Source organism: Flagellimonas pelagia (assembly GCF_003584135.1).
In the GTDB taxonomy this organism is placed as follows: domain Bacteria; phylum Bacteroidota; class Bacteroidia; order Flavobacteriales; family Flavobacteriaceae; genus Flagellimonas; species Flagellimonas pelagia.
The window spans coordinates 13,812-27,430 of the sequence record NZ_QXFI01000013.1 but is presented as its reverse complement, the minus strand read 5'-3'; the positions used below and the strand labels follow the sequence as shown (position 1 = coordinate 27,430).

Here is a 13,619-nt window from a genome sequence, read left to right as displayed (position 1 = left end):
ATATTTGGTGGATAACCATTCAAACACAATCATCTTATGAAACTTTTGGAAGGGAAAAATGTAATCATTACAGGAGCTAGTCGCGGAATTGGAAAAGGAATTGCCGAAGTATTTGGAAAGCACGGGGCCAATGTGGCCTTCACTTATAGTTCCAGTGAAGCACCAGCTTTGGAGCTGGAAAAAGAACTCACCGGAATGGGTGTGAAAGCCAAAGCTTATAAGAGCAATGCTGCCAGTTATGCAGATTCGGAAGCTCTTGTAGCCCAAGTGTTGGAGGATTTTGACGGTAGAATCGATGTGTTGATCAACAATGCAGGCATCACCAAGGACAACCTTTTGATGCGTATGGGCGAAGAGGATTTTGATTCCGTGATCGAAATCAACCTGAAATCCGTTTTTAACATGACCAAAGCCGTACAACGTACTATGTTGAAACAGCGTAAAGGTTCCATCATCAATATGAGTAGTGTTGTTGGGGTAAAAGGAAATGCTGGACAGACCAACTATGCGGCATCCAAGGCAGGGATGATCGGTTTCACCAAATCTGTGGCCCTCGAATTGGGTTCAAGGAATATCCGTTGTAATGCCATTGCCCCTGGTTTCATAGAAACCGAAATGACCGATAAATTGGACGAAAAAACTGTACAAGGTTGGAGGGATGCCATTCCGTTGAAGCGTGGTGGATCTCCGGAAGATGTGGCAAACGCCTGTTTGTTCTTGGCTTCCGATCTTTCTGATTATGTTACCGGCCAGGTGTTGAACGTGGATGGTGGCATGCTAACATAGAATGGATGGAATTGCGCACGGTACTCCTTATTGTTCTTGCAGCGGTTGCCGCGCTCAGTCTAGTTTTTTATCAATACTTCTATAAAAACCCACGAAAGGGTAATCTAAAATTCATATTGGCCGCAATGAGGTTCCTGACCTTATTCTGCGGCCTTTTGCTTCTGATCAATCCAAAGTTTGTCAACAACGACTATTATTTGGAAAAGACCAATCTGGTGCTATTGGTGGATGATTCCTCCTCTATGGAAGAAAGTACCTCAAAAGACAACCTTGCCGCAGCAATGGAACAGATTCGTTCAAATCCACAACTGAACGATCGGTTTACCATGCATCAATATGCCTTTGGTTCCAATTTGGAAGCAACGGATTCCATCCGATTTGATCAAAACAACACCGATATTGCCAAGGCCCTTTCCACGGTGGATCAAATTTTTCTGAATGGCACTAATGCCACAATCCTTTTTTCGGATGGAAACCAAACTTTAGGACGGGATTACGAGTATCTCCATTTGAATCATGTGACCGTTGCCCCTGTTGTGGTAGGCGACACCACCCAGTATGAAGATTTGGCGGTCGGCTTGATCAATGTCAACAAATATGCTTTCCTAAAAAATAAGTTCCCAGTTGAAACGACCATCCTTTATCGAGGAGCTAGGCCAGTTTCCAGTACAGTTTCCATTTACATCAATGGAAAAAGGGTGCATCAGGAGCAGGTCAACTTAAATGCAACAAAAAACAGCCAGACCTTGAACACCTTGATCGAGGCGGAAAGCGTGGGCATTAAAACCATTAAAGTTGAAGTGGGTATACTGGAAAATGAAAGGAACACTTCGAATAATTTCAAGGAATCGGCCATCGAGGTTATTGATGAACAAACCAATGTGGTAATTGTTTCCGATATTTTGCATCCTGATATCGGGGCGCTCAAAAAGTCTATTGAAGCCAACGAACAGCGTTCCGTTTCCATAGTAAAACCCAATGTTGGTGCCAAGGAATTGGAAGATGCCGACATTTTGATCTTGTACCAACCCACCCGAAATTTCAGGGAGGTGTATACTTTTCTTCAAAGATCGGGACTCAATTATTTTACGATTACGGGAAGTAAAACAGATTGGAGTTTTTTGAATCAAGCACAGGGTAGTTTTTCCAAGGATAACAACAATCAAACGGAAGATATTCTACCTGTTTTGAACAATGCGTTTGGCATTTTCAATTTGGGTGATTTTACGGTGGACAACTTTCCACCACTTATCGGAAGTCTTGGGGAAATATCCATTTTGAAGGAATCATCTCCATTGATGTTTCAGCAAATTCGAGGGGTTGATTTGGACAAGCCTTTGTTTACCATTATCACAGAGAGCAAGCAAAGGGAAGCAGCGCTGTTTGGGGAAAATCTATGGAGATGGAGGGCACAAGTGTATCGCAATGACCAAAGTTTTCAAAAGTTTGATGAATTTATGGGGAACCTCATGGTCTATTTGGGTTCGAATAATCAACGAAGCAGATTGGAACTGGATTATTCTCTAGTGTTTGACAATGCAGGTTTGGCAAAAATTAGGGCTTCCTACTTTGATGAGAGTTACCAGTTCGATACCAATGCAAGAATCAACATCAAAGTGGAAGAAAAGGAAAATCAATTGGTCCGCGAAGCTCCCATGTTATTAAAAGGATCTTATTTTGAAGTGGATCTAAGCGACTTGGCTTCTGGGGAATATGATTTCACCGTAACCGTTACAGGGGAAAACCTCAAGCGTTCTGGTAGTTTTAAAATTTTGGATTTCAATCCTGAGGAACAATTATCCTCAGCCAATTACCAGAAATTGGACCGATTGGCACAAAAGAACCAAGGAAAATTGTACTATTTTGATCAGGTTGATTCCCTCATTGAAGACTTGGCCACTTCAACACAATTTTTGCCCGTCCAAAAGAGCAGGCAGAATGTTGTATCTTTAATAGATTTCCGTATTTTACTCGGACTGATGGCCTTGACCTTGGCCTTGGAATGGTTCATCAGAAAATACAACGGATTAATTTAAAACCACATATATGGACAGATTACCAAAAATTGCCTTGCCGGCAATAGCGGCTATAATTTTCTTGATCATTATCATTTCCAAATCAGCGGTGACCATTGGTTCCGGTGAGGCGGGCGTGCTTTATAAAACTTTTGGAGGAGGTGTGGTCACGGACAAACCACCTTTGAGTGAAGGTTTTCATTTGGTGGCCCCATGGAACCGCGTTTATGTGTACGAAGTACGTAAACAAGAGCTTTTCGAAAAAATGAAGGTGCTATCCTCCAATGGATTGGACATTCAACTGGATGCTTCTGCTTGGTACCAGCCATCATTTGACGATTTGGGGAAACTACATCAGAAAATTGGGGAAAACTATGTGGAGCGCATTATTCTTCCAACCATAAGATCAGCCGCAAGAAGTGTGGTGGGTCGATATACCCCCGAACAATTGTATTCCAGCAAGCGGGATGCCATCCAACGGGAAATATTTGAAGAGACCAAAAAGATTGTGGACGATCAATACATTGTATTGGATGAAATCTTGGTCCGGGATGTGACCTTGCCCCCGACTATCAAAGAAGCCATAGAGCGTAAATTGAAACAAGAACAGGAATCCCTTGAATATGAGTTTAGGTTAGTGACCGCTCAAAAAGAAGCAGAACGCCAAAGAATAGAAGCTCAGGGTAAGGCCGATGCCAACAAAATCCTGAGTGCATCCCTAACTGACAAAATTCTACAGGACAAGGGTATTGAAGCTACTTTAAAACTGGCTCAGTCCCCAAATGCCAAGGTAGTTGTAGTAGGATCGGGTGATGACGGACTCCCTTTAATTTTGGGAAATAACTAATTTCCCCTTTTTTGATAAAAAAATAAGTTCTACATTTGAACTGTAATGAGAAATAAGAACGTACATCACCACCATTTTTATACTTGCCCTCAAGCGAGATAGAAATGTATTGTTGTATATAAAATATATTCTAACCCGTTTGAGAAATCAAGCGGGTTTTGTTTTTGTACCCGTTTGGTTTTTCGAACACAAAAGTTGAAGACATGACAAAAATTCGGATTGCTGTACAAAAGAGCGGTCGGTTAAATGAAGACTCCCTTCAGATCCTAAAGGATTGTGGTATTTCCATTGACAATGGAAAGGACCAACTCAAGGCAACGGCTGCCAACTTTCCTTTGGAGGTTTTCTATCTTCGTAATGGCGATATTCCCCAATATTTAAGGGACGGGGTAGTGGATATTGCCATCATCGGCGATAACGTTTTGGTTGAAAAAGGCAAGGACATTGCCGTGGCTGAAAAGTTGAATTTCTCCAAATGCCGCGTTTCACTGGCTGTTCCAAAGGGGGCAAAGTATAATTCCGTGAAAGATTTTGAAGGCAAGAAAATTGCCACTTCCTATCCCAATACTGTGAACGAATACCTGAAATCCAAAGGCGTTACCGCTGATCTGCACTTGATCAATGGTTCCGTGGAAATTGCACCGAACATCGGTTTGGCATACGGTATCTGTGATATTGTATCAAGCGGAAGCACTTTGTTCAAAAACAATTTGAAGGAAGTAGAAGTGATTTTAAAAAGTGAAGCGGTTTTGGCCGTTTCCCCAAAGATTTCCGAAGAACGAAGGGAAATCCTGAAGAAAATCCAATTCAGGATACAATCGGTACTTCAGGCAAGACAGAACAAATACATTTTATTGAATGCCCCAAATGACAAATTGGATGAGATCATTTCCATTTTGCCAGGGATGCGAAGCCCCACTGTTTTGCCTTTGGCGGAAGAAGGGTGGAGTTCCGTGCACTCCGTCATCAAAAGGGACACTTTTTGGGAAGTGATCGATGCCTTGAAACAGGCTGGGGCAGAGGGAATTTTGGTTTGTCCTATCGAAAAAATGGTAATGTAAATAACAATGGAACCTCAATTCACCATAAAATGGATACCAACGGAAAAGCTCAACAGCATCCTTCCGCTGGCCTATATCCTGAACAGGGAAACCATTCCCATGGATGTGCTACAAGCTCGATTGAATGAAATGATTCCGATGGGGTACAAATGCATCGGGGTGTACGACCAAGAAGAATTGATAGGCATTTGCGGGGTTTGGGTATTGAACAAATTATATTCCGGTAAACACGTGGAGCCTGATAATGTTATCATTTCACCTCAATATCAAGGAAAAGGTATAGGTGAACTAATGCTGAATTTCTTAAACGACTATGCTAAAGAAATTGGTTGTGATCGTGCCGAAGTGAATTGCTATGCCAAAAATGTAAGAGGCAAAAAATTCTGGGAGAATCAAGGATATGAAGCCTTGGGCATACACTTGATCAAAATATATTGAAATGAACAAGATTTATTATCCAAATAGACAGGATTGGGGAGAGATTCTCAAACGACCTACCCAAACGGTTGCCGACATAGAGAAAACAGTGGAGGCCATTTTTGAAGCGGTTCAAAAAGGAGGGGACTTGGCCATCAAAAAGTATACAGACCAGTTTGACCATGTGCAATTGGATTCTCTTTTGGTGACTGACGAGGAAATTCAAACAGCGGTCGATTCGGTTTCGAACGATTTGAAAAAGGCCATTTCCTTGGCAAAATCCAACATTGAAAAATTCCATGCCGCCCAGAAAACGGCCAAAGTAGAAATGGAAACGATGCCAGGGGTGTTGTGTTGGCAAGAAAAAAGGCCCATCCAAAAAGTGGGACTTTACATTCCAGGAGGCACGGCTCCCTTATTCTCGACCATTTTAATGCTGGCTATTCCGGCAAAACTGGCGGGTTGTGAGGAAATTATTTTGTGCACGCCACCAGATAAAAAAGGTAACGTAAACCCGACCATTTTGTTCGCCGCTCAACTTTGCGGGGTAACCAAAATTTTCAAAGTAGGGGGTATTCAAGCTATTGCTGGGATGACCTTTGGAACGGATACCATACCCAATGTGTATAAGATATTCGGACCCGGTAACCAATTTGTAACGGTTGCCAAGCAATTAGCAACAAAATATGGAATTGCTATCGACATGCCGGCCGGACCAAGTGAGCTTCTCGTTGTAGCTGATGATTCTGCCAATGCCGCTTTTGTCGCCTCGGATTTGTTGAGCCAAGCAGAGCATGGGGTTGACAGTCAAGTGATCTTGGTTTCCACATCCGAAAAATTGATGAATGCTGTTGAAAAGGAAATCGAATCTCAAATAAAAGTATTGCCCAGAGCAGCCACTGCAGAAAAATCTATTGAGAATAGCAAGTTGATCTTGGTAAAAGATGATGAATCGGCCATGGATTTAATTAATGAATATGGCCCAGAACATTTTATTGTCTGTGTGAAAAATGAGGCGTTTTACCTTCAACGGATACAAAACGCCGGTTCTGTATTCATTGGCAATTATACTCCTGAAAGTGCTGGGGATTATGCTTCAGGGACGAACCATACACTGCCCACTAATGGCTATGCCAAACAGTATAGTGGTGTGAACCTGGCCAGTTTCACGAAGAGCATGACCTTTCAAAAAATATCCAAAGAGGGAATGGAAGCCATTGGCCCTTCCATAGAATGGATGGCAGAGGCCGAAGGTTTGCAGGCCCATAAAAATGCAGTGACACTTCGTTTAAAAAGTTTGAAATGACACAAACCTTCAACATAAATAGCATAGTTAGGGATTCTGTAAAAGCCCTAAAACCATATTCTTCGGCACGGGATGAATATGTTTCCGATGGGTCCACCATGATTTTTTTGGATGCCAACGAAAATCCCTTTGATAATGGGGTCAACCGATATCCGGACCCATACCAAAGAAGCTTGAAAGCGGTTCTTGCAGAACAGAAAGGGGTATCAGAAACCAACATGCTTTTAGGCAATGGCAGCGACGAGGTTTTGGATTTGATTTATAGGGCATTCTGTGAACCGAATCAAGACAATGTGATCACCCTACCACCTACATATGGCATGTACAAAGTATTGGCAGGAATCAATGCCGTGGAAAATAGGGAAGTTATGTTGACTACCGATTTTGAACCGGATGTCCCAGTAATTTTGAATGCCGTGGATAGACAAACCAAACTGATTTTTATTTGCTCACCCAATAATCCTACAGGGAATTCCTTTAAAAAGGAAGGCATTGAAAAGCTTTTGGAATCCTTCAACGGATTGGTGGTCATTGACGAGGCCTATATTGATTTTTCAGGCCAAGAAAGTTGGTTGAATAGCTTGAAAAAATACCCAAATTTAATTGTTACCCAAACCTTGTCCAAAGCCTATGGTTTGGCGGGAATCCGGTTAGGTATTTGTTATGCTTCGGAAGCGATTATTTCCATTTTGAATAAGATCAAACCACCTTATAATGTCAACCAATTGACCCAACAAAAAGCTTTGCAACGGGTTTTGAACGAGGATGCGGTACAACAGGAAGTGGTTCAAATTTTGGAAGAACGTGCAAATCTGGAGCAAGCTTTACAAAACTTAGATTTTGTGGAAAAGTTATTCCCCTCGGATGCCAATTTTGTACTCGCCAAGGTAGATAATGCCGATAAGCGTTATCAGCAATTACTCGAGAAACATGTGGTGGTGCGAAACCGCAGCACCCAACCTCTATGTGAGAACACCTTAAGGTTTACGGTAGGGACACCAACTGAAAACAAAGCATTGATAGCCATTTTAAAGCAACTATAAACATGGGCAAAAAAGTACTATTCATTGATCGTGATGGAACCATTATTAAGGAAACCATTGATGAACAAATTGATTCTTTTGAAAAATTGATCTTCTATCCAAAGGCTTTCACCTATTTGGGGAAAATTGCGAAGGAATTGGATTATGAACTGGTGATGATAACCAATCAAGATGGTTTGGGAACCGACATTTTTCCCGAGAACACGTTTTGGCCCGTACATAATTTCATTGTCAACACATTTGAAGCTGAAGGTGTTGTTTTCGATAATGTCTTTATCGACAAAACTTTTGCGAAGGATAATGCCCCGACCCGAAAACCGGGAACCGGAATGCTCACATCCTATTTTTCGGAAGAGTACGATCTTGCCAACTCTTTTGTGATCGGTGACCGATTGACCGATGTGGAATTGGCCAAAAACCTTGGGGCAAAAGGCATCTATATCAATGATGAAACCCATTTGGGAACCGGAGAAATCACGGTGAAACGAGAAGAACTGGGTTCCTACATTGCCTTGGAAAGCAATGATTGGGAAAAGATTTATGAGTTTTTGAAACTGGAAAATCGTGTTGCTGAAATCTGTAGAAAAACCAACGAAACAGATATCCTAATCAAGTTAAATTTGGACGGTACCGGGAAAAGCGACATCAAAACCGGATTGGCCTTTTTTGATCACATGTTGGACCAATTGGCCCGTCACGGACAAATGGATCTTACCATAAAAGTCGATGGCGATCTGGAGGTAGACGAACACCATACCATTGAGGATACCGCCATTGCTTTGGGCGAAGTGTTTTCCAAAGCTTTAGGTAACAAATTGGGCATTGAACGCTACGGGTTTTGTTTGCCCATGGATGATTGTTTAGCTCAAGTAGCCATAGATTTTGGAGGAAGGAACTGGCTGGTTTGGGATGCGGAGTTCAAAAGGGAAAAAATTGGTGAAATGCCTACAGAAATGTTTTTACATTTCTTCAAATCGTTCTCTGATGGGGCCAAGGCCAATTTGAACATCAAGGCAGAAGGCACCAATGAGCATCATAAAATTGAAGCTATTTTCAAGGCATTTGCAAAATCCATCAAAATGGCGGTAAAACGGGATGTGGAAAAAATGGTTTTGCCATCAACAAAGGGAATGCTGTAATGAAAATAGTGATTATCGACTACGGTGCGGGGAATATCCAAAGTATCATTTTTGCCATGAAACGGTTGGGTTATGATGCGGTGTTGTCCCATGATGCCAAAGAAATCCAAGAAGCGGACAAGGTGATTTTCCCTGGTGTAGGAGAGGCCAGTTCAGCCATGGCAAAATTGAGATCCAGTGGATTGGATACCCTCATCCCGGAATTGGAGCAACCGGTTTTGGGCATTTGTCTGGGCATGCAGCTTATGTGCCATTCATCAGAAGAGGGAAATACAAGTGGACTTGGGATTTTTGACCTAGATGTGAAGAAATTTTCAAACCGAGTAAAAGTGCCGCAAATCGGCTGGAACCAGATCACGGATTTAAAAACAGATTTGTTCAAGGGTATTCCAGATAAGTCCTATATCTATTTGGTGCACAGTTTTTATGCCCCAAAGGGCAAGGAAACCATTGCAACTTCTGAATATGGATTGGACTACAGTGCTGCCCTTCAAAAAGATAATTTTTATGGGGTTCAGTTTCACCCAGAAAAGAGCAGTGATGTGGGAAGTGCCATTTTAAATAATTTTTTAACCCTCATTTAAATGGAATTTTATATTTCCGAGGACAGAACAAAATTGGATGTTCCAAAGATTCACAAGGAAGTCACCGCTACCTATTGGGGTGGTGGCAGGACTATGGACCAAACCTTGATGACCATTGACAAATGCGTCTGTTTTGGTGTTTATTCCGATAAGGATGAACAAGTTGGTTTTGCCAGATTATTGACAGATTCCTTGATATTCGCTTATATTATGGATGTGGTCATATTCGACCCCTATAAAGGCAAAGGATTGGGTAAAATGTTGGTGAAACACATTTTGGAACGAACAGATATTCAAACAGTTAAAACGGTAGCCTTAAAGACGAAGGATTCTCATAGTTTTTATGAAGCATTCGGATTTAAAAGAGTAGGGGATTCAGAAATGTGGTTAGCTATTGACCGAGCCAAATATGATTAACGTATGAGATTGATTCCTGCCATAGACATCATTGAAGGGAAATGTGTCCGACTTTCCAAAGGGGATTACGGGACCAAAAAAATCTATAATGAAAATCCTTTGGAGGTTGCAAAGCAATTTGAGGCACACGGCATTCAATACCTTCATTTAGTAGATCTGGATGGCGCAAAATCCAAGCACATCGTAAACCATAAGGTTTTGGAAAGCATTGCTTCCCAAACCAGCCTTAAAATTGATTTTGGCGGAGGTCTTAAATCGGACGAAGACCTAAAAATTGCCTTTGAAAGTGGGGCTTCCCAAATTACCGGGGGAAGTATAGCCGTGAAGGATAGGAAAATTTTCTTGGAATGGTTAAAGACTTATAGAGCAGAAAAAATCATTTTGGGAGCCGATGCCAACAATGAAAAAGTAGCGGTTTCAGGTTGGTTGGAAGAATCCGAACAGGAATTAATACCTTTTATACAGAACTATCAGAGGGAAGGCATTCAGTATGTCATTTGTACTGATATTAGCAAAGATGGGATGTTACAAGGACCTTCTTTCGATTTATACAGAAAGATTCTGTCCCAAACCGAATCGGGTTTGAAATTGATTGCCAGTGGAGGTATTTCCACCTTTGACGAACTCCCAAAACTGGCTGAAATTGGTTGTGAGGGCACCATAATTGGCAAGGCCATTTATGAAAATAGAATCAGTTTAAAACAATTGGAACAATATATTCTTGAAAATGGATAAGGAAAAGCAACTTCAGGATGAACTGACTTGGAACGTGGGCTATCGGATGAACGAAAGCCTTCGTATGATCAAAATTTGTTTGGACAAATTACCCGAAGACAAAATTTGGCAGAAACCGAACGAATCCAGCAACAGCATTGGAAATTTGATGCTGCATTTATGTGGAAATATCACTCAATACGGGATTGCTTCCATCAAGAATGAAGAAGACAACCGCAAGCGGGATGAGGAATTTTCAGCAACCTCTGGATTTTCAAAAGAGGAATTGTTCAAAAAGCTTAGTGATACCGTGGATAAGGCCAAACGAACCTTTTATGAGGCTCCGTTGGAGGAATTGCTCCGGAAACGTTCCGTTCAAGGGTTTAATTTTTCAGGGGTTGGGAACATTATCCATGTTACAGAGCACCTATCATACCACACAGGACAGATTGCCCTTTGGACCAAAATATTGGAAAACAAAAATTTGGGTTTTTATGATGGGGTAGACCTGAATGTGAAGAACGAATAACATCATGCCGAACTTGTTTGGACATCATAAATGATGAATCAGAGTTTTGTTTACATATTGACCAACAAGTTCAGAACAACATTCTATATTGGAATCACTTCAGATCTGGCCAAAAGAATGGGGGAACATAAAGAAGGAATTGCCTCAAAATTTACAGTGAAGTACAATGTTATTGATTTGGTGTACTTTGAAGTTTATTCTGATATTAATCAGGCTATTACAAGAGAAAAACAATTAAAAAACTGGCACCACGACTGGAAAGTTAACTTGATTAAAGAACAGAATCCAACATTAGAAGCACTGGACTATTAAAATGAGACCCTGAAACAAGTTCAGGGTGACGATTAAAATTCAAAGATGGTTTTCGAAGAAAACGTCATGCCGAACTTGTTTCGGCATCGCATAACATAAATTAAAATCAAACAAGACCCCTATATTATGCTAGGGTGACGATAAATTATGCTTACAAAACGAATCATTCCTTGTTTGGACATCAAAAACGGACGCACCGTAAAAGGTGTCAATTTTGTGGACCTCCGAGATGCTGGAGATCCTGTGGAATTAGCATCCATTTATGCTAAAGAAGGGGCGGACGAATTGGTCTTTTTGGATATTTCGGCCACTGAGGAAAAACGAAAGACCTTGGCGGAATTGGTCTATCACGTAGCAGAGACCATCAACATTCCGTTTACGGTGGGTGGGGGCATTTCTTCGGTGGAGGATGTGGATATATTACTCAAGAATGGCGCGGACAAAGTTTCTATCAACTCCTCAGCGGTAAAAAGACCGGAACTCATCAATGAGTTGGTGGCTAAATTCGGTTCCCAGTGTATCGTGGTCGCCATTGACGCCAAACAGGTTGATGGTGTCTGGAAAGTACATTTGGTAGGTGGTAAAGTTCCAACTGAAATCAATCTATTTGATTGGGCCAAAGAAGTGGAAGAACGAGGAGCAGGGGAGATATTATTCACCTCTATGGACCATGATGGCACCAAAAATGGGTTTGCCAACAAGGCTTTGGCGCAATTGTCCAAATTGGTGAACATTCCCATCATTGCCTCAGGGGGTGCCGGAACCATTTCCCATTTTACCGATACCTTCATAGATGGGAAAGCCGATGCTGCCCTGGCAGCCAGCGTTTTTCATTTTAAGGAAATTGAAATACAAGTTTTAAAGAACGAATTGAAGAGGGAAGGGATTCCCGTTAGAATTTAAGATATGAAATGCCCTCACACCTGATTAGGTTTATCAGCCGAAATAATGTGGCATTGCATCTGACCATTAAAAACAAATTAAAAAGAACAGATGAAAATTGACTTTACCAAAAACCCAGATGGTCTTGTGCCCGCTATCATTCAAGATGCGAAGACCAAAACCGTATTGATGCTGGGCTATATGAACCAAGAAGCTTTTGACGTAACGCAGAAGAGTAGAAAAGTGACCTTTTTCAGTCGGTCCAAGCAACGCCTTTGGACCAAAGGCGAAGAAAGTGGAAATTTCCTGAACCTGGTTGATATAAAAGTGGATTGCGACAACGACACCCTTTTGGTATTTGTAAATCCCGTTGGGCCCACCTGTCACAAAGGAACCGATACCTGTTGGGCAGAAGAAAATGCCCAAGCTTACGGCTTTTTATCCGCCTTGGAAAAGATTATAGAATCCCGAAAAAATAATCAGGACAACCCTGATAGTTATGTAGCTTCATTGTTCCGAAAAGGCATCAACAAAATAGCACAAAAGGTGGGGGAGGAAGCCGTGGAAACCGTCATTGAGGCCAAGGACGCCAATGATGACCTTTTCTTGAACGAGAGTGCCGATCTTTTGTTCCATTATTTGATCTTGTTGCAGGCCAAAGGCTATACATTGGATGATATTTCCAATGTCCTAGAAAGAAGGCATTAGTGTGAGACACTCATCGGTCGGCCCAATCATTTTGAAAATGGAATCGTAACCCACTGAAATGAAACCGGTAACCATTCTTCTTGGTCGTTCTTTGTGAAGACCTGATTGTTCTGGGTGTAAACCAGTTGAATTTCAATGGGTTCTTTTTTCACACTCTTCTTTTTCATCAGTCCAAATGTTTTTTGTAGCGGTTACGACCCATATTAAAAACACCCAACTTTACCCCAATGCCACCAGAAAAACCACTGATCCTATCCACTGGGCTTTGTGCCAATTCAATCCTGCTGGACATTCTATACCTGAAACCGGCCTCCAATTGAACGTACCGAGAGAGGTTGAACAATATATTCATACCCGGTTCCAATACAAATACGGCATCAATATCATCATCATCCAAATCGACGTTCTCATCATTCACTACGGCATTATGGTCCACATAGCCCACACCACCACCACCGACCAGTATAGGAAAGGATAGGCTTACCCTGTTCTTGCCAAACAATATAGGTTCCAAATGAAGTCCTCCGTATATGGCGACAATATCATCGTTGTTGTTGGTTCTCGGATTGAAGATGTTTTGCTCGGAATACAGTATGTTGGCCATAAAACCTACTTCAAACTGTCTGTTGGCCACATAGGCCACTTTTAATCCTCCGATGTAAGTGTCCTCTCCCTCAATTTCACCAAAGTAGGTGGATAACCCGAGATAGACACCGTGCACCACATTCTTTCGATCATTGAATGTAATGTATTGTCCGTCATCATCTTGGGCGAACCCCATCATACCAAGCAATAGGAAAAAAAGTAAGGAAGTTGTTTTTTGATTGTTCATTTTTATTGATTTTCTGATTGATTCTGT

Annotated in this window: 17 protein-coding genes; 15 read left to right on the top strand and 2 right to left on the bottom strand. The window is 41.6% G+C overall.

Going from position 1 to position 13,619, the window contains the following annotated elements:
- The first annotated feature begins 36 nt into the window (after positions 1–36).
- The 15 genes from fabG to hisIE all read left to right on the top strand — a co-directional run bounded on the left by fabG (position 37) and on the right by hisIE (position 12,760).
- Positions 37–786 (top strand): 3-oxoacyl-[acyl-carrier-protein] reductase, encoded by a 750-nt coding sequence (gene fabG, locus D2V05_RS04560; protein WP_119646354.1) that lies wholly within the window; start codon positions 37–39, stop codon positions 784–786.
- Between the two features lie 5 nt (positions 787–791).
- Positions 792–2,822, top strand: a complete 2,031-nt coding sequence (locus D2V05_RS04555) for a vWA domain-containing protein (protein ID WP_119646353.1) — start codon at positions 792–794, stop codon at positions 2,820–2,822.
- Between the two features lie 10 nt (positions 2,823–2,832).
- Positions 2,833–3,648: a prohibitin family protein gene (locus D2V05_RS04550; protein ID WP_119646352.1), complete on the top strand. Its 816-nt coding sequence runs from the start codon at positions 2,833–2,835 to the stop codon at positions 3,646–3,648.
- Between the two features lie 203 nt (positions 3,649–3,851).
- Positions 3,852–4,709, top strand: a complete 858-nt coding sequence (gene hisG / locus D2V05_RS04545; RefSeq protein ID WP_119646351.1) for an ATP phosphoribosyltransferase — start codon at positions 3,852–3,854, stop codon at positions 4,707–4,709.
- Between the two features lie 6 nt (positions 4,710–4,715).
- A complete protein-coding gene (locus tag D2V05_RS04540; protein ID WP_119646350.1) occupies positions 4,716–5,147 on the top strand; it encodes a GNAT family N-acetyltransferase in 432 nt (143 codons plus the stop codon).
- A 1-nt stretch (position 5,148) separates the two neighbouring features.
- Complete coding sequence (hisD, locus tag D2V05_RS04535; protein ID WP_119646349.1) at positions 5,149–6,432, top strand: histidinol dehydrogenase; 1,284 nt, start codon at positions 5,149–5,151, stop codon at positions 6,430–6,432.
- Complete coding sequence (gene hisC / locus D2V05_RS04530; RefSeq protein WP_119646348.1) at positions 6,429–7,475, top strand: histidinol-phosphate transaminase; 1,047 nt, start codon at positions 6,429–6,431, stop codon at positions 7,473–7,475. Before hisD ends, hisC begins: the two co-directional genes overlap by 4 nt.
- Positions 7,476–7,477: 2 nt before the next feature.
- Positions 7,478–8,614, top strand: coding sequence for a bifunctional histidinol-phosphatase/imidazoleglycerol-phosphate dehydratase HisB (hisB, locus tag D2V05_RS04525; RefSeq protein WP_119646347.1), 1,137 nt, complete (start codon positions 7,478–7,480; stop codon positions 8,612–8,614).
- Positions 8,614–9,198 carry an imidazole glycerol phosphate synthase subunit HisH gene (gene hisH, locus D2V05_RS04520; protein ID WP_119646346.1) on the top strand — a complete coding sequence of 195 codons (585 nt, stop codon included), beginning with the start codon at positions 8,614–8,616 and terminating at the stop codon, positions 9,196–9,198. Before hisB ends, hisH begins: the two co-directional genes overlap by 1 nt.
- On the top strand, positions 9,199–9,615 hold the full coding sequence (locus D2V05_RS04515; protein ID WP_119646345.1) for a GNAT family N-acetyltransferase: 417 nt from the start codon (positions 9,199–9,201) through the stop codon (positions 9,613–9,615). It abuts the gene before it with no gap.
- Positions 9,616–9,618: 3 nt separating this feature from the next.
- Complete coding sequence (gene hisA, locus D2V05_RS04510) at positions 9,619–10,350, top strand: 1-(5-phosphoribosyl)-5-[(5-phosphoribosylamino)methylideneamino]imidazole-4-carboxamide isomerase (protein WP_119646344.1); 732 nt, start codon at positions 9,619–9,621, stop codon at positions 10,348–10,350.
- Positions 10,343–10,858 carry a DinB family protein gene (locus tag D2V05_RS04505; protein WP_119646343.1) on the top strand — a complete coding sequence of 172 codons (516 nt, stop codon included), beginning with the start codon at positions 10,343–10,345 and terminating at the stop codon, positions 10,856–10,858. Before hisA ends, D2V05_RS04505 begins: the two co-directional genes overlap by 8 nt.
- A 30-nt stretch (positions 10,859–10,888) precedes the next feature.
- Positions 10,889–11,170, top strand: coding sequence for a GIY-YIG nuclease family protein (locus tag D2V05_RS04500; RefSeq protein WP_313786745.1), 282 nt, complete (start codon positions 10,889–10,891; stop codon positions 11,168–11,170).
- Positions 11,171–11,317: 147 nt separating this feature from the next.
- The gene (gene hisF / locus D2V05_RS04495) at positions 11,318–12,073 is read left to right on the top strand and encodes an imidazole glycerol phosphate synthase subunit HisF (protein WP_119646342.1); all 756 of its coding nucleotides are present in this window, start codon (positions 11,318–11,320) and stop codon (positions 12,071–12,073) included.
- A gap of 90 nt (positions 12,074–12,163) precedes the next feature.
- On the top strand, positions 12,164–12,760 hold the full coding sequence (gene hisIE / locus D2V05_RS04490; protein WP_119646341.1) for a bifunctional phosphoribosyl-AMP cyclohydrolase/phosphoribosyl-ATP diphosphatase HisIE: 597 nt from the start codon (positions 12,164–12,166) through the stop codon (positions 12,758–12,760).
- A gap of 26 nt (positions 12,761–12,786) precedes the next feature.
- Here hisIE and D2V05_RS19630 read toward each other — a convergent pair whose 3' ends face one another.
- Positions 12,787–12,927: a hypothetical protein gene (locus D2V05_RS19630; RefSeq protein ID WP_183114783.1), complete on the bottom strand. Its 141-nt coding sequence runs from the start codon at positions 12,925–12,927 to the stop codon at positions 12,787–12,789.
- Positions 12,927–13,592: a hypothetical protein gene (locus D2V05_RS04485; RefSeq protein ID WP_147378229.1), complete on the bottom strand. Its 666-nt coding sequence runs from the start codon at positions 13,590–13,592 to the stop codon at positions 12,927–12,929. The genes D2V05_RS19630 and D2V05_RS04485 overlap by 1 nt, the downstream gene beginning before the upstream one ends.
- Positions 13,593–13,619: the final 27 nt, after the last annotated feature.